Raw genomic sequence first — 16063 nt, forward strand, 5'->3', positions numbered from 1 at the left:
AAAGACGTCATCACATCGTCTTCACTGTAAACACATAGTCTTCACTGTAAAAGGAATCTAACGTGAAAATACTAGTGCCAATCAAAAGGGTCATTGATCCCTACGTTAAAGTTCGCGTGAAAGCGGACCATAGCGATGTTGAAACCAATAACGTCAAGATGACGATTAATCCATTTTGCGAAATAGCCGTTGAAGAAGCCGTACGACTAAAGGAGCAAGGTATTGCAGATGAAGTCATCGTTGTCAGTGCCGGCGGTAGCCAGTGTCAGGAGCAACTACGTACTGCGCTTGCGTTAGGTGCCGATCGCGCTATTCATATCGATACTGAAGACAAAATAGAGCCATTGGTCGTCGCTAAGCTGCTCAAAGCTCTGGTTGAGCAAGAACAAGCACAGCTTGTGATTACGGGTAAACAATCCATTGATACGGACAACAACCAAGTGGCTCAGATGCTGGCCGCCCTACTTGACTGGCCTCAAGCAACTTTCGCTTCCGACGTGAAGATAGAAGATCAAAAAGTTCAGGTCGTGAGAGAAGTGGACGGCGGCTTGATGACGGTCGCGATGAACTTACCTGCGGTGATCAGTACTGACTTACGCCTGAATGAACCGCGTTTTGCCTCTTTGCCTAATATCATGAAAGCTAAGCGCAAGCCGTTAGATACCATCACACCTGACAGTCTGGGTGTTGAAGTGGTATTTAGCCAAACCATTCAAGAAATCACACCGCCAGCGCAAAGAAAAGGTGGCATCAAGGTTGAATCTGTCTCAGAGCTTCTCGATAAGCTGCGTAACGAAGCGAAGGTGATTTCATGAAGAACTTAATCATAGCAGAGCATGACAATAACCAATTGCATGCTGACACACTCAAAGTGGTTAATGCAGCAAAACAAGTCAGCCAAGACAATGTTTTGATCGTAGTGGGCCACCAGTGTGAAGAAGTCGCTCAACAAGCTTGTCGCGTTGATGGTATATCAAACGTAATTTGTGTCGATGATGAGCAACTTAAGCATCAATTTGCCGAGAGTATCGCACCTATTGTAGTGAGTGTTGCTGAAGGTTTTGACGCAATCTGGGCTAGCTCATCATCAAAAGGGAAAGATCTTGCACCGCGAGTAGCAGCGAAGTTCGGCGTTGGGCAAATTTCCGATATTGTCCAAGTTATCGATGAAAACACTTTTATCCGCCCTATTTACGCAGGAAACGCATTTGCCAAAGTGACCACCAGCGACAAGGTTCGCGTCATCACCGTGCGCGCGTCTGCGTTTGAGCCGGTTACTTGTCACAACCAAGCTGATATTAAGCATCAGCAGGTCACTATCTCAGCTCCAATGGTTGAATTGGTTTCTGTCGATAAAACCGTGTCAGAACGTCCTGAATTAAGCGCGGCAGAGGTGGTTGTGTCAGGTGGACGCGGGGTCGGTAGCAAAGAGAACTTCGCGTTGATCGAACAAGTTGCCGATAAACTAGGTGCTGCCATTGGCGCTTCTCGCGCGGCAGTTGATGCCGGGTTTGTTGCCAACGACTTACAAGTGGGTCAAACCGGTAAAATCGTTGCACCTAAGCTTTATATAGCGGTTGGGATTTCCGGTGCCATCCAGCATCTTGCAGGAATGAAGGAATCCAAAGTGATTGTCGCGATCAACAAAGATCCAGAATCTCCTATCTTTGAAGTTGCCGACTATGGATTGGTTGGTGATTTATTTGAGGTACTACCTCAGCTTGCCGAACAACTTTAAACGATCAGATAAGGGGCGAACACCGCTATGTTCGCCCCTTTATTTTGTTTTTGGTCATATTCAAAAGAATTGAAATTAGAGGGACCTATGCCAAATTCTGCACCTATTTGGTCACCATCTGCTGAGCGCGTCAGCAATAGCAACTTATTACGGTTCATCGAAAAGGTTAATAAAGACAAAGCCGAAGGTACCGTAATCAACAATTACACGTCTCTACACCAGTGGTCCATTGAGCACAATGATGAATTTTGGCGACATACTTGGCAGTTTTGCAACGTAATCGGAGATATAGGTTCGCAAATCAAGAGCCTTGGCAGTCCCAAATGGACACAAACAGGTTCTAATCATCACCATGTAAATAGAGACACAGTATGGTTTGCTGACGCCACGCTGAACTACGCAGAGAACCTCCTATCTCAGGCTGAGCAATCACCAGAGCGTGAGTTTATTGTTTTTAGCAATGAAAGCGGTGAACACCGACAACTCACCGGTAAACAGTTGCTTGAACAAGTTTCTGCCATTCAACAATGGCTACTCAATTGTGGTGTCGGTAAAGGCGATGTCGTTGCGGGTTATTTGCCCTACCTTCCTGAAACCGTTATAGCCATGTTGGCTACTACAAGCCTTGGCGCTATTTGGACTTCAACCTCTCCTGATTTTGGTATCGATAGCGTCGTAGAGCGTTTTGGTCAGGTTAAGCCGAAAGTTCTTTTTTGCTGTGATGGCTACCAGTTCGGAGGCAAAGCTTTCGATATGACGGACAAGAACACCACTCTTAGTAGTAAGTTAAGCAGTGCCTCCGAAGAGACTACTATTAGCGTATGCCAAATCGAATATTTACAAAACGCTAAGAGAGCTACCACTTCTGACTTTGTCTCTTGGTCCGATATTACTCACCACTTTTCTCCACAATCAATTCAATATCAACCAATGCTGTTTAATGACCCGTTATTCATTTTGTATTCTTCTGGTACAACAGGTCAACCTAAGTGTATTGTCCATTCCGCAGGCGGTACCTTGCTCAATCACCTCAAAGAACATCAACTGCATTGCGACATCAAATCGCAAGACAAGGTTTTCTACTACACAACATGTGGTTGGATGATGTGGAACTGGCATGTTTCCGCTCTTGCGAGTGGAGCAACCTTAGTGATTTACGACGGTAGTCCGGTTTATCCTGATCACTCCGTCTTATGGCGATTAGCAGAAGAACATAACGTGTCGCTGTTTGGTACTTCAGCGAAATACTTAGAAGCACTGGAACAGGCAAACTGCTCTCCAAAACTAGAACATAACCTGAAGTCACTCAAAACTCTTTGCTCAACTGGTTCGGTGCTTTACCCAGAACAATTTAGTTATGTCTATCAGCACATCAAGCAGGACTTGCATCTCGCTTCTATCGCTGGCGGCACGGATATTTGCGGATGCTTTGTACTGGGAAACCCTATCTCACCAGTTTACAAAGGTGAATGCCAAGGCGCAGGGCTGGGAATCGACGCACGTGTTCTAGAGGATGATGGACATACTATTACGCAAAAACGCGGCGAACTGACTTGTAATAACTCGCTACCTAACTTCCCTATTGGCTTCTGGCACGACAACGGCGAACTTTATCACAACGCTTATTGGAGCAAGTTTACCGATATCTGGCACCATGGCGACGATGTGATGCAAACCGAACATGGCGGCTTTATTTTTTATGGCCGTAGTGACGCAACCTTAAATCCAGGCGGCGTACGCATCGGTACCGCTGAAATCTATCAGAAAGTGAACGCGTTACCCGAGGTTGAAGACTCCATCGCTGTCGGCAAGTTAAACCAGCAGTCTGAAGAAATCTGGTTACTAGTAAAACTCGCTCACAACGTCGAGTTAACCCAACAACTCACCGATTCAATTCGCCAAACATTGAAAACAAAATGTTCACCGCGCCATGTCCCACGACAAATTTTTGCTATCAGTGATATTCCTAAAACGCGCTCAGGCAAATTGGTTGAGCTAGCAGTGAAACAATTGGTAAACGGACAAGCTGTAAAAAACATTGGTGCTATTGCTAACCCAGAAGTGCTGGAAGAAATTAAAACGCTTTTCAACATAGAAAGTGGCGCCACTGTCACTTAGAGACTCAACAAGTCTTCCAACAATACAGACGGGTATAACCTAACTGTATTTTTAGCTCGCTCAATAACTCCTCCCCACTTTCGTGGAAACTGCGCGAAATATGCTTCATGTACACAAAAAAGGTGAGATAATTCTATCTCACCTTTGAGCCATATGAGCTGGAGCATTAGTTTGGGGGTTAAGCTTTTATCAGTTGGCTCATATCTTCGCGAACTTGTGGCACCGTTAAACCAACGATGATTTGAAGGCTCTCTTGATTTCTAACAATATTCACCGCTCCGTGCTGTGTGAAAAATGCGTTCTCCTTTACAAGAGAGACATCTTTAACTTTAACACGCAAACGCGTCGCGCAATTAGTTAACAATTCAATGTTTTCTTTTCCACCCAGACCTTCAATAAAGGCACTAGCTTGTGACGGACTTGCGCTACTGTTATGGACCGCTTTCGCTTCTTTGTAGTCAGCTTTGGAATACAACTTACTATCTGCACCTTCACGTCCCGGAGTAAGTATGTTGTATTTTAAAATAAGCGCGCGAAACGTAACAAAGTAAACACCAGTAAACATGAGACCAATAATAATCTGAATCACGTATGTTCCTGCATGGTTACCAGCCAAAGGCAACCAGTTTTGGAAAATGAAGTCTATCAAGCCAGTCTGAAAGTTACCGGAAACACCAAACATAAAGGCGATCGTTGCCATTGTCGCAGATAACAACGCATGCAAAGCAAACAGCGCAGGTGCGATAAATAAGAATGTAAACTCTATTGGTTCGGTTATCCCTGTAAGAATTGCTGTGATTGCGGCTCCGAGCACTAACCCCATCACCATCTTTTTATTTTCTTTTTTCGCAACTGAATAGAGTGCTAGTGCGATACCCGTACAACCAAACACTTTACCCATTCCCGTCAACATCAAACCACCCTGAGGAAATTGTGTCGTTAAACTTTCCGAGCTCTGGGCGAATGTCTGTATATTTTGAATCCAATAGGCAACCGTTCCGCCATCGACTGCAACTGGCCCATAAAAAACGGGACCATATACGAAATGATGCAACCCCGTTGGTATCATGATTCGCTCTAAAAACGTAAATAGCCATACCCCTAACGATCCAGCAGAAACCAAAAATGATTGCAGATTGTTAATACCATGCTGAATACTTGGCCAAGTCAAACAAGTTAGAATTGCCATCACGACCATAATGGGGAAACTAATGATCACAACCAATGGCGTTCCGCCAAATACAGCCGCCCAATCCGGTAGCTTTTTATCAAAGAATCGGTTGTGAACCCAAACAGAGAGACTTGCAATTAAAATGGCACCTAGTAAGTTGGTATCAAGCGTTAGAATGCCACCAACTTCAGTCAAACCTCGCTCACCTTCCGTATAGTTCACGCCCAGTTCTGGTCCCCAAAATTGAAGGATTCCACCAATAACGTAGTTAAACGTAATGTAGGAAACGAGTGTTGCAAGTACAGCGCGACCAGATGCTTTTTTAGCTAAAGCGATAGGTAACCCAACGGCAAAAATAAGTGCCATATTTTTAAATACAGCGAGAGATGCCTGTAAAATGATCGTCGAGACTTTAACCCAAGCACTCCCCTCTAGTGCCCAAGGAAACACTTCTTGATTTAACAGCACAACAGAGAAACCCAATAACATGCCCGCTGCTGGAAATAATAGAACGGGAACAAACATCGCGGCTCCGAACCTTTGAATAATGTCTTTCATATAAACCTCTTGTTTCATTCACGGAGCCTACAAGTAGGCCCCGAACGTCCAGTTGTTATTGAAAAAATTGAGGAAGGTAGGCTTTATTTTCTTCTAGTAATTGTTTTGTTATTTCTTTAGCTTTTGGCACATTAACCACGGTACGGTTAAGTGTGAGTGCATTAATCAGCTTTTGCTGACTTCCTTCGTACCAAGCATCCACAACTAATTTCTCGTAACCAAGTTGGCTCTCAATCATGGCTTTTTGGAAGGTTGGGATTTTTCCTACAGTAAAAGCTTTCGGTCCATCACTAGTTAGCGCAGCTGGAACTTCTACCATGGCGTCATTTTGTAAATTTGTAATAGCACCATTATTCGGTACGATGACGAGATACACATCGCTCAAGTTGTAGGCAAGCGAAGCCGCAACTCTCACCATGTATCGACCATGGATATCGGCATGCAGTGTTTCGTGCTTCGTGGTGCCCGCTTCAATTATTCTTGCGTTCAATTCGAACACTCGTTTCTCACGGCCGTTAATTACCTGCCTTGCGCGGGTATTGTTGATATCCTCTTTCGCCACCATTTTTTCAGGGTACAAATAGTACTGAAGATACGTATTCGGCAAAAACTCTGGATTATCAGCAAGCATTGTTCTCATGTTTTTGAATGTGGCTTGCCACGATGGGTCATCCGCTATTTCCGCATCAACCGCACTGATCCCTTCTTTTAGGATGATATTTTTAATTTTGTCCGTTAAGTCTTCACCCTGTTTGTTACGAATTTTGGTAAACCAGCCATAGTGATTAAGCCCAAAATATTCAGGAACGAAGTCCCAAATTTCACATCCTAACAATTGCGCATAGCTGACCATAATCGCTGCTGGCATATCACAGATATTTAGAATTCGCTTATCATGCGGAAATTCACGATTTAAAGCTTCAGCGACAATTGCCGCCGGGTTGGTGTAATTAAGAATCCACGCATCTGGACACGTTTGTCGGATCTCGTTCACTAGCTGGATCATGTCGCCGATAGAGCGAAGTCCATATGCCATTCCTCCCGCGCCACATGTCTCTTGCCCAACACAAGAGTTGGATAGCGGGATTTGTTCATCGCGCTCGCGCATGGCCAACCCACCAGTGCGGATCTGGATAAAGAAAAAGTCCGAATCTGCGAATGCGACAGATTTATCCGTTGTATAAACAAACTCTTCAACTTCTGGATAGTGTTCTCGCAATAGAATTTCAGTAGCTAATGCATTCGATTCTTGGCGTTTCTCATCTATGTCGTAAAACACGACTTTTGCGAGTGGAAAGTTATCTTTTTCGGCAATAAGGCTGTTCATCATACCAAGTGTGTATGTACTGCCAGCACCAACAATCGTTAATTTTTGACGTTTCATTTCGCTACCTCAAATGTTTATCCTGAAAATGTATAAAATAAGTATTAATACTTTTATGATACATTTAAAGTGTAAGCACAAAGATACGAGATAAAAATCACACAAAGATCCTAAGGAAAAGTATTAACTACATCTCAGATCACATTCTTGCTATCATGATCCAAGACTTAGCGAGGTATTATGAAACCCAAATACATAGACATTGCGGAACGATTAGAAAAAAAGATCAAAGATGGGGAACTACAACCTAAATCGATGCTTCCAAAAGAGAGTGATTTGCAAGAAGAGTTTTCCGTAAGCCGCGTAACCATCAGAAAAAGCTTACAAATTCTGGTCGACAATAATTTAATTAGTCGGACAAGAGGTAGTGGAACTTATGTAAACGATCTAAAAGCCCAACATGATGCCTTACATTTGCTGGGTTTTATCGAGGAAGTCAGTAAACAGGGGAAAACGCCTAGCTCTCAAGTCATAAAGTTCGAACTTAAAAAACCGAATGAACAGGTTGCTAAGCAGTTAAATCTCTCGCCCAATGATGATACATATGAAATACATAGACTCAGATGTATTAATGATGAGCCTGAAATTTACGAAGTCACTCATATGCCAGCAGTGTTATTTCCAGACTTGAGCATAGCCATAATGAATGGTTCTAAATATGAGTACATTGAAAATAGCAAAGGATTGAAAATTGCGAAAAGCAGTCAGTCTGTCAAACCGTATTTGTTAGATGCAGAGACGGCCTCATACCTGAATGAATCAGAAGCTTCCCCTATTCTAAAAGTTGAGTCCACTGGTTACCTAGAAGATGGTCGTGCATTTGAATATACCGTCAATTACTTCCGACTTCATCAATACAGCTTCGAGTTTATTTCAACTAGGACGTAGTACTATTCGACGCTAATGGTTAATCATTGCGCCAAATCTTATATCCGACCTCTCGCATTGCTCTGCCGAGCAGGTGGGAGGCGACTGGCGCAGTGAGAACGATAAACAACATCGTACCGATAACCCGAGAGATCACGGTAACTTCAGGGAGTGAGAAAGCGACCGCTAATAACAAGCAGCTCACTCCGACAGTTCCAGCTTTGGTCGCTGCATGCATTCGGGTATACAAATCAGGAAGCCTCAGGACACCTAGACTTGCAACCAAGGTCAACAATGTTCCTAAGCATAAAAATAGTCCAATCAACACGTCCATTATTCTTTCTCCTTTCTTTTAACGATCAAACGTGCAAATGCGATCGTGCCGAGAAATGCGACCAAACCTAATGTAATGGCGATGTCTAACAGAGCGTCCTCACCGCTGTCTAAGGTGTAAACCGTAATAAATCCGATAGTGATAAATGAAATCAGATCTAACGCCACAACTCGATCAGCTAGCGTTGGTCCTAGAATTAAACGAGCAAAAGCCATAACAAAGCTGAGTAGTAGCCCAGAATAGGCAAAAGTGACCGTTATTTGCAGCCAACTATCCACGCGTCACCTCCAAAATTCGATGCTCTAACCCATCTTTAATTCCGCGAATAACCTCTTCATGTTCAGGTGCAAACATGGCATGAACGATAAGATACTTTTTATCAGCCGTAACATCCAAACTAAGCGTACCCGGTGTTAAAGAAACCATGTTCGCCAGTAATGTGATTTCTAGGTCAGAATCGACCTCCAGAGGGACATAAACGATATCAGGCTGACTCAAATGAGTAGGTGTCACGACGTCCCACACCACTTTCGCAACCGATATAACCATTTCATAAGCGAAGTACACCAATAACTTCAATGCAGATGCAAAACGTTGAAAATAGCTCGTTTTCAATCCAAATGGTTGACTCAACCTTAAAGCAAAAAAGCCGACCGTAAATCCGACAACAAAATTCAGACTCGAATAGCTGCCATTAAGCATCATCCACGCTAACGCTAAGAAAAAATTGAGGAATAGATAGATCATGTATTTCCTCCTAACACCACTCTGATGTATTCAGTCGGATTTAACAGTTGTTCTGCAGCTTGAACGGAAAATTGATAAAAAGGCTCCGCCACTAAGCCAATGATTAGCGTCAACGTTGTCAATACAATAATTGGAACGCAGTACAACCAATGTACTTTGGCCTGCAGAGTCTGTTCTGGCTTCTCTCTAAATGGCTTTTTCCAAAATGCCTCACTCCAAATTTTCGTCATCGAGTAGACGGTAAGCAACCCCACCAATAACGCGGTACCTGCTAACCAGTAATATTCAGCCTGTATGCTCGACTTGATGACCAATAGCTTTCCCCAGAAACCCGATAGCGGTGGAAAACCGGCCAGAGAAAACGCAGGGACAAGAAACAAGAACGCTAACCAAGGCATAGCTTTGTATACCCCACCCAAATGTTCAAGTTGACTAGAGCCATATTTGCGCTCGATGAATCCACCTATTAAGAACAAATTCGCTTTTACAATGATGTGATGAACAATGTAGAAAATGGCACCGGCTAAAGCTAAGGGAGTGTAAATAGCCAACCCCATGATCATATAGCCTATTTGGCTAATAATATGAAAAGAAAGAATTTTCTTAATGTCGAATTGGCTAGCCGCTCCTAAAACGCCCGTTAACATGGTTAGCCCTGCGACCCAAATTAACGTCGGTTGCCAACCACTCTCGGCGAGCGGAAATACCAAGGTAAAGACTCTTATCAACGCGTATACACCGACTTTAGTAAGCAACGCGGCAAACAGTGCCACCACACCGCTTGGTAACGTGTGATAAGAAGCTGGCAACCAAGCAAATAAAGGAAAGAGTGCCGCTTTAATAGAAAAGGCAAACAAAAATAGCGCGGACAGCATCATGTTGATGCTCAATTCATTTTCCCCTACTTTGGTGTAGAGATCGGCCAAGTTCAAGGTGCCCGTTGCGCCATACAACAAGCCGATAGCAAGCAAAAATACCAGCGTCGAAATCAGGTTCAACATCACGTACTTTACTGCACCATCAACTTGAGTTTTCGTTGCATCTAACACCATTAAACCAAATGATGAAATGAGCATGACCTCAAACCAAACATACAGATTAAAAATATCTCCAGTCAGGAAAGCGCCATAAACGCCAGCAAGCAACATGTGCATTAACGCATGGTAATTGCTATAGGAGGGCTTTCGGTGAAGGTCCGCCATCGCGTAGAAAACACATATCGCACCAATCACCGCCGTGATCATCACCATAGCAACGCTGAGGTAATCTGCGACAAACACGATACCAAATGGCGCACTCCACTGACCAAAAGCAACGGCTTGAATACCATTACTTATGATGTTTTCTGTGAGAAAGCCCGCAACGAAAAGGTTCGAAATCGCACTTACACCGCTCAACCACTCAACACTTTTTGTTGAGCGACGGACGAAGAAGATAGTCAACGCCGTACTCAGCGAGAGAACAACCGGTAACGTAAGCAAAATCGAACTCATTGACCCTCCTCAGAACGTTGCATTTCATCGACGTTTGCAGTTCCAGTGTCTTTATAAGCTCGATAGAACAGCATTAAAGCAAAAATAAGTAGTCCAAAACCGATGACTATCGCAGTTAAGATAAGCGCTTGAGGTAAAGGATTTGCCGCGCTATCTGGTGGTAAAAGAGCATTATCGCCAATCAATGGCGGCTCTCCGGGCGTCAGCCTCCCAGCGGTAAAAATAGCAAGGTTAACCGCACTACTGAGTAACATGATGCCGAACAAAAGGCGCAAGATATGCTTTTCAAGCATTAAATAAACACCTGTTGCGACAAATACTCCAACGACAACACTCCAGACTATTTCCATCACTCTAGCTCCTCATTAATACGAAGCAGCATACCCATCACGCCACCTATAACGGCAAGGTAAACACCAACATCAAAAACCAATGGCGTCCCTAGGGGTATAACATCCTTCCACCACAGTCCGGTCAAAAACGGTTTATCAAACGCAAAGCTCAAAGCACCAGAAACTAAGCTCAATGCGATGCCAGATAACGCAATGAGAAACGGTTTGAAATACAACCTAGAACGAACGTATTTCGGTGATTCCGCGAACATGAGAAGTGATAAACCAATAACGGCAATCAACGCACCAATAAAGCCACCACCCGGTTCATTATGACCACGTAACAACAGATACACTGAAAATACGAGCATGAGTGCCGAAACAATGTGTGCCGTGGTTGCAAAAATTAATGATTGGATACGATTTTGCTTTTTCGCTCTTGTCTTAAGCAAACTCACTGCCGCAATCCCAGCAATAACAACGACGACAACTTCTCCCAATGTATCAAATGCGCGAAAGTCGACCAGAATAACGTTAACAATGTTTCGCCCATGTCCACCCGGGACACTGTTTTCTGCAAAGAAATCTGACACCGAAGAGTCCATCGGCTGAGACGTGATTCCTAACAAAAGTAAAGTAACCGAAACACCTATCACACCTGCTATGCAAATATTCGCTACTTTACGTTTTATTGAATGCTTGGGCACGGTGGCTAGACGCGGCATATGACGCATTAACAATGCAAGAAAGACCACCATTAATGTTTCCACTAACAGTAAAGTCTTCGCAACGTCCGGGGCGCTATAAATCATAAAAACAAGCGTGGTCATGAAGCCAATCATACCAAGCGCAGAAATCGCAAGAAGTCTTGCGTGGGACAACGTACATACGAGCGCAGCACCAATCAACAATAAGGCAATACCAATCTCATAGAAAGTGACACTTGAAAGTTCGCCAACCAAAGGCAGAGGAATAAGCGCTACCTGACTCAGTAACGCAACGGCAAGTACCGTGAAAAATAATAGGACATAGCGACTCAATTTCTTTTGCTGTAACCGCGCCGTTTGCCACTTCGCCACTGTCATCATGCCATCTAATAGTCGTTCAAAAATATTCTCCGCTTTGGGGACGAATAGATGTAACCGCTGAAAAAATGCAGACACAGCTGGATAAACACGGTACACCACATACCCCAACGCTAGCGTAATAACGCTTAACACTAACGGTACATTCACGCCATGCCATAGTGATGTCTCTTTAAGAGCTGCTGTGGGCAGAATGTCAGCAGAGCCCGGAAAAATAATATTGCGATCTAACCAATTTAAACCGAATAACGGGACCAGGAGACTGCCAAGTGCCAAGAGCAAAGGCGAGATCCACATGGCTTTTTTTGTCTCAACTGGTTTAGTTTCAATCGGCACGAGATCACGGCGAGCAAAGAATGGTCTCGCAATAAGCATAATGGTTAGCGCGACCATCAGTATATTCACGATTAATAGTACAAAGGCGATCCAGTTATTGAGCTCTACTGCGGACTTGTACATGTATTCTTTGCTCAAAAAGCCTAACAACGGCGGGAACCCCGCTTTAGACAATGCAGCCAAACTCCCCGCAACCATGCTGATGACGAGAACTGACTTCAGACCGTACAATTGATCAATATCTCGTGTTCCTGTCGCTTTGTCGATATTACCCACCACCATAAACAGCGCAGCTTTATAGAAAGAGTGAGCGAGAATAAACATCAATACTGCACTAACAGCCAAATCTGTGCCCATACCTAGTAATAATGTTAATTTACCCAAAGCAACATTCGTGCTGTAGGCTAGCATCAGCTTCAAGTCAGTTTGTTTTAATGCGACAAATGTGCACCAAATGGCCGTGATACTCCCAGTGATGACTAAAGCATAAAACCAGATCTCGCTGTGGGCATAAACTGGCGATAAACGTGCTAATAGGTAAATGCCTGCCTTTACCATTGTTGCCGAGTGTAAATACGCACTGACCGGAGTGGGAGCTGCCATCGCGTTAGGTAGCCAAAAATGAAACGGGAATTGCGCAGATTTAGTAAATGCACCGAGTAGTATGAGCACTAGAGATGGGATAAACCATTCATGCTGCGCAATAGTGTCTGCCTGCTCGATAATGGTATTTAGCTCATAACTCCCAGCCATTGCTCCCAGCAAGATAAGACCAGCTAGCAACGCTAGTCCACCAGCACCGGTAACAATCAGCGACTGCAAGGCGTTTTTCCGAGACGTTTTATTTTCGTGATTAAACCCGATCAGTAAGTAAGAAGTGATGGTGGTGAGTTCCCAGAAAACAAATAACAACAGAATGTTATCGCTCATCACAATCCCTAGCATGGCAAGCATGAATAGGGTTAGATACAAATGAAAGGAAAACCGGCTATCACTTTCTCGTAAATAAGCCAAAGCGTAGATTTGAATCAGTGCGCCAATCCCACTGATCAGTCCCGCAAAAAGAAATGAAAGACCATCTAATCTAAAGCTAAGGTTGATATCGAGGCTTGGTATCCATTCCGCATTCCAGCTCACGCCTACAGGAGTATAGATATAGAAGAGAAAAGAGAAGATTAAAACTGGCAGCGCAGGGAAAATCAGTAAGACCAACTGATTATCTAGGTTTTTCGGCAGGTTTTCTTTACCCGTTATGTTATTCAACATCGCAGCCCATTCGTTATTATAAGAAGATACGCCCTATCCGGCGTAAATGACAAACTCCACTGTATTGTTTTAGCCCAAGCGCTTCAAAAACGATCATGAAACCAAGGGAAAAGTAGCAAACAGTAATCACTGAGTGCTACTTAGAGGAACGCCGATACAAACCGCTATTTGCTGTCTGCTACGGCATAAGAACGTAGGTCACTACTTACGTGTTCTTGGCTGAATGTATATGGATTATCGTCATCAGCTAACTCGAATGCATCGTAGGTGCAGTCACCGATATCATTTCTCGGACAAACATAAACATTCGAACGTTCTATCATTTCTGTGTGGCATTTCGGGCATAGGTTTTTCATGTCACTCTCCTCTGATAACTTATTGATACATTGATAATTCCATGTTCTAGAGATCCATCTCCCTCCTTTACCTAAAACATCACTTAAACCCAACTTTGTTACACCCCAATTACTGAATCGGTGAGACAAAACCATCGGGCTTAAGAGCGACCAAACTACAGTTAATCGATTGCAAAATATTTTCAGCCGTATTACCAATGACATAGCCAGATATACCAGTTCTCGCTAAGGTTCCCATTACCAGCACGTCTACCTCAATACTCTCTACGTAATCTGGAATCTTTTCGTCGGGTTTTCCATGCAGGTGGTGAATCACAATTTCACCTGTAATCCCAGACTCCTCCAACAGCTTTTGCAGAGCTTGTTTATGATCGGCTTTTGCTTTGTCGAGTTCATGTTTCAACTCAGCATCATCGACTTGAATCCAAGCGTTACCATTTAGGTAGTTTTCTAAGTAATACTCCCAGCAAGAAATCACGTGTAAACGACTATCGCAGGTGTCGGCAATCGAACGCGATAATTCGAGTAAACGCACGGCTAATGAGTGCTGTTCATCGCTTGCCGTTAATGGGTCGATAGCCACAGCAACACGGCGCTTATCTCTTGGCTTATCAATTGGTCGGTGCAACCAAAGCGGACAAGGGCATTTTCGTAACAGAGTCATATCAATAGCTTTGAAACCCTCAGCACCTTCACCGAGCGGTTCAGCTTCTTTGATGATGAGATCTTTGTTATCAGCTAATGCTTCTTGAATAATACAGACAGCGGGCTTTTCACTGCTTTTCACAGTAAGAGGAAATGCGAGATCCTCTTCAGAGAGTCCCAGCTTCTGTCTGTATTCGTGAATACTTTGTTTGAGGGAGTCTTGCAGCGATTGCTCATAACTTTGCTGATACTGGATCATGTCTGTTGGGAAATCAGGACACGCTATTAGCCCTGAGACAGGCACTTTGTTGCTAGATGCAATCCTCATCGCTTGTTCGAGGGCGTCACTATGGCCTGGCAATCCTTGTGTTGCAAAAAGTATGTTTGCGAATCGTTTCATACACACCTCCTTGTTTGGTTAAATATTAACCACCCACAAAGTATAATACCTAACGGATAATTGTAACGGCTTGTGACGTTGATGAAATCAATTCTCATTAAGAGACGGATATTGCTTCATTTTGTTTTACGTCACACTCTCCTTTCTTCACAACTATCGCCTTCGACCTAAATAAATTCCGCTACCTAAAGTTGAGACCAAATAAAAACCCAAATTACTCAAAGTTTTTTCTCACCTTGAGTAACTTGGGTATAAGCAATAACACACTTAGTGTCCGGATTTAAATGGATGACCTAAATTTTCACGCAACTTAGTTTAAAGATGCCATCTCAATCACGAATCGATATGCAAAGTTTTACGGCTTTAGTGACCTAAAATCGCCGTAACTCGATGTTAAGGTTGTTGTTTTGTCGGTGCCAAAGCAATTTCACGAACACATACACCTTGCGGTTGCTGATAAGCAAACAGCACTGCTCGTGCAATGTCGTCTGCTGCCAACACGCCGCCCATATCCACCTTCCAGGCGTCATAACCATCTTTAATATCTTGAGACGTTGTATGTGAAAGTAATTCCGTTTCCACTGCACCAGGTGCAATCGTCGTAACGCGAACATTCGATGATGCAACTTCTTCACGTACGTTTTCAGAAATAGCATGAACCGCAAATTTGGTACCGCAATAAGCAGCATGATCAGGGAATGTTTTCTTGCCCGCAATAGAGCTGATGTTAATGATCGTACCACTGTTACGTGCTTTCATAGGTGCTAGGACGGACTGCATGCCATTGAGCAAGCCAATTACGTTCACATCAAACATGCGCTTCCACTCCGATGCTTCCTGAGTATCTATCTGACCTAGAAGCATAACGCCTGCGTTATTTACAAGTGCATCTACCGGACCATACAACGCTTCAGCTTTCTCAATTGCAGCCTCAAAAGAAGCTTTGTCGGTCACATCTACCTTTTCACAAAGCGTATTTGGTAAGTTTAATGCTTCCAAACGTTCTACACGTCTTGCTAACAAAAGAAGAGCATGGCCCTGTTCACTGAAGTGACGTGCAATCGCTTCACCAATGCCTGAACTAGCGCCTGTAATAACAATTAACTTTTTCATTTTGAATCCTTAATCGAACGGTTTACATCAGTGGCGGTAAGTTTAAGAAAACTTTGTTTGTTGATATATACCGACCTAGTTGAAACACTGTTGTTATACTGCAACAATACTTTTTTGAAT

General features: G+C 43.6%; 15 protein-coding genes. 4 read left to right on the forward strand and 11 right to left on the reverse strand.

The annotated features are described in order from the left end of the window. The first annotated feature begins 62 nt into the window (after positions 1–62). The 3 genes from R7P72_RS01935 (at position 63) to R7P72_RS01945 (ending at position 3856) form a co-directional block, all read left to right on the forward strand. Positions 63–815, forward strand: coding sequence for an electron transfer flavoprotein subunit beta/FixA family protein (locus R7P72_RS01935; protein WP_005373300.1), 753 nt, complete (start codon positions 63–65; stop codon positions 813–815). Beyond that, positions 812–1738, forward strand: coding sequence for an electron transfer flavoprotein subunit alpha/FixB family protein (locus R7P72_RS01940; protein WP_005373301.1), 927 nt, complete (start codon positions 812–814; stop codon positions 1736–1738). The genes R7P72_RS01935 and R7P72_RS01940 overlap by 4 nt, the downstream gene beginning before the upstream one ends. Before the next feature lie 87 nt (positions 1739–1825). Continuing rightward, positions 1826–3856, forward strand: a complete 2031-nt coding sequence (locus R7P72_RS01945) for an acetoacetate--CoA ligase (protein ID WP_005373303.1) — start codon at positions 1826–1828, stop codon at positions 3854–3856. Positions 3857–4034: 178 nt separating this feature from the next. On the opposite strand, the gene R7P72_RS01950 is transcribed toward R7P72_RS01945, so the two are convergent. Together R7P72_RS01950 and R7P72_RS01955 are read right to left on the reverse strand one after the other, a co-directional pair. Beyond that, positions 4035–5585 carry an alpha-glucoside-specific PTS transporter subunit IIBC gene (locus tag R7P72_RS01950; RefSeq protein ID WP_017633701.1) on the reverse strand — a complete coding sequence of 517 codons (1551 nt, stop codon included), beginning with the start codon at positions 5583–5585 and terminating at the stop codon, positions 4035–4037. 55 nt (positions 5586–5640) lie between these two features. After that, positions 5641–6969, reverse strand: coding sequence for a 6-phospho-alpha-glucosidase (locus R7P72_RS01955; protein WP_005373308.1), 1329 nt, complete (start codon positions 6967–6969; stop codon positions 5641–5643). A 180-nt stretch (positions 6970–7149) separates the two neighbouring features. Between R7P72_RS01955 and R7P72_RS01960 the strand changes: the two genes are divergently transcribed. Continuing rightward, entirely contained in the window at positions 7150–7857 is a 708-nt protein-coding gene (locus tag R7P72_RS01960; protein WP_005373312.1) for a GntR family transcriptional regulator, read from the forward strand. A 19-nt stretch (positions 7858–7876) separates the two neighbouring features. On the opposite strand, the gene mnhG is transcribed toward R7P72_RS01960, so the two are convergent. From mnhG to R7P72_RS02005, 9 genes are all read right to left on the reverse strand, one after another. After that, positions 7877–8170: a monovalent cation/H(+) antiporter subunit G gene (mnhG, locus tag R7P72_RS01965; RefSeq protein ID WP_005373314.1), complete on the reverse strand. Its 294-nt coding sequence runs from the start codon at positions 8168–8170 to the stop codon at positions 7877–7879. Beyond that, entirely contained in the window at positions 8170–8448 is a 279-nt protein-coding gene (locus R7P72_RS01970; RefSeq protein WP_005373317.1) for a cation:proton antiporter, read from the reverse strand. Before R7P72_RS01970 ends, mnhG begins: the two co-directional genes overlap by 1 nt. Next, entirely contained in the window at positions 8441–8917 is a 477-nt protein-coding gene (locus R7P72_RS01975) for a Na+/H+ antiporter subunit E (protein WP_005373320.1), read from the reverse strand. The genes R7P72_RS01970 and R7P72_RS01975 overlap by 8 nt, the downstream gene beginning before the upstream one ends. Continuing rightward, positions 8914–10410 (reverse strand): Na+/H+ antiporter subunit D, encoded by a 1497-nt coding sequence (locus R7P72_RS01980; RefSeq protein ID WP_005373322.1) that lies wholly within the window; start codon positions 10408–10410, stop codon positions 8914–8916. The genes R7P72_RS01975 and R7P72_RS01980 overlap by 4 nt, the downstream gene beginning before the upstream one ends. Continuing rightward, complete coding sequence (locus R7P72_RS01985) at positions 10407–10760, reverse strand: Na+/H+ antiporter subunit C (protein ID WP_169572761.1); 354 nt, start codon at positions 10758–10760, stop codon at positions 10407–10409. Before R7P72_RS01985 ends, R7P72_RS01980 begins: the two co-directional genes overlap by 4 nt. Further along, positions 10760–13429 carry a hydrogen gas-evolving membrane-bound hydrogenase subunit E gene (gene mbhE / locus R7P72_RS01990; protein WP_213907001.1) on the reverse strand — a complete coding sequence of 890 codons (2670 nt, stop codon included), beginning with the start codon at positions 13427–13429 and terminating at the stop codon, positions 10760–10762. The genes R7P72_RS01985 and mbhE overlap by 1 nt, the downstream gene beginning before the upstream one ends. Positions 13430–13593: 164 nt before the next feature. Continuing rightward, a complete protein-coding gene (locus R7P72_RS01995; protein WP_005373328.1) occupies positions 13594–13785 on the reverse strand; it encodes a hypothetical protein in 192 nt (63 codons plus the stop codon). A 109-nt stretch (positions 13786–13894) separates the two neighbouring features. After that, a complete protein-coding gene (locus R7P72_RS02000) occupies positions 13895–14830 on the reverse strand; it encodes a universal stress protein (protein WP_258654890.1) in 936 nt (311 codons plus the stop codon). Between the two features lie 393 nt (positions 14831–15223). Further along, on the reverse strand, positions 15224–15943 hold the full coding sequence (locus tag R7P72_RS02005) for an SDR family oxidoreductase (protein WP_005373333.1): 720 nt from the start codon (positions 15941–15943) through the stop codon (positions 15224–15226). Positions 15944–16063 lie beyond the last annotated feature (120 nt).

Source organism: Vibrio sp. Vb0888, from assembly GCF_033338835.1.
Taxonomy (GTDB): Bacteria; Pseudomonadota; Gammaproteobacteria; order Enterobacterales; family Vibrionaceae; genus Vibrio; species Vibrio alginolyticus.

Coding starts and splice junctions, on each gene's coding strand:
- R7P72_RS01940 (WP_005373301.1), top strand. CDS start 812: ATGAAGAACTTAATCATAGCAGAGCATGACAATAACCAATTGCATGCT.
- R7P72_RS01945 (WP_005373303.1), top strand. CDS start 1,826: ATGCCAAATTCTGCACCTATTTGGTCACCATCTGCTGAGCGCGTCAGC.
- R7P72_RS01950 (WP_017633701.1), bottom strand. CDS start 5,585: ATGAAAGACATTATTCAAAGGTTCGGAGCCGCGATGTTTGTTCCCGTT.
- R7P72_RS01955 (WP_005373308.1), bottom strand. CDS start 6,969: ATGAAACGTCAAAAATTAACGATTGTTGGTGCTGGCAGTACATACACA.
- R7P72_RS01960 (WP_005373312.1), top strand. CDS start 7,150: ATGAAACCCAAATACATAGACATTGCGGAACGATTAGAAAAAAAGATC.
- mnhG (WP_005373314.1), bottom strand. CDS start 8,170: ATGGACGTGTTGATTGGACTATTTTTATGCTTAGGAACATTGTTGACC.
- R7P72_RS01975 (WP_005373320.1), bottom strand. CDS start 8,917: ATGATCTATCTATTCCTCAATTTTTTCTTAGCGTTAGCGTGGATGATG.
- R7P72_RS01980 (WP_005373322.1), bottom strand. CDS start 10,410: ATGAGTTCGATTTTGCTTACGTTACCGGTTGTTCTCTCGCTGAGTACG.
- R7P72_RS01985 (WP_169572761.1), bottom strand. CDS start 10,760: ATGGAAATAGTCTGGAGTGTTGTCGTTGGAGTATTTGTCGCAACAGGT.
- mbhE (WP_213907001.1), bottom strand. CDS start 13,429: ATGTTGAATAACATAACGGGTAAAGAAAACCTGCCGAAAAACCTAGAT.
- R7P72_RS01995 (WP_005373328.1), bottom strand. CDS start 13,785: ATGAAAAACCTATGCCCGAAATGCCACACAGAAATGATAGAACGTTCG.
- R7P72_RS02000 (WP_258654890.1), bottom strand. CDS start 14,830: ATGAAACGATTCGCAAACATACTTTTTGCAACACAAGGATTGCCAGGC.
- R7P72_RS02005 (WP_005373333.1), bottom strand. CDS start 15,943: ATGAAAAAGTTAATTGTTATTACAGGCGCTAGTTCAGGCATTGGTGAA.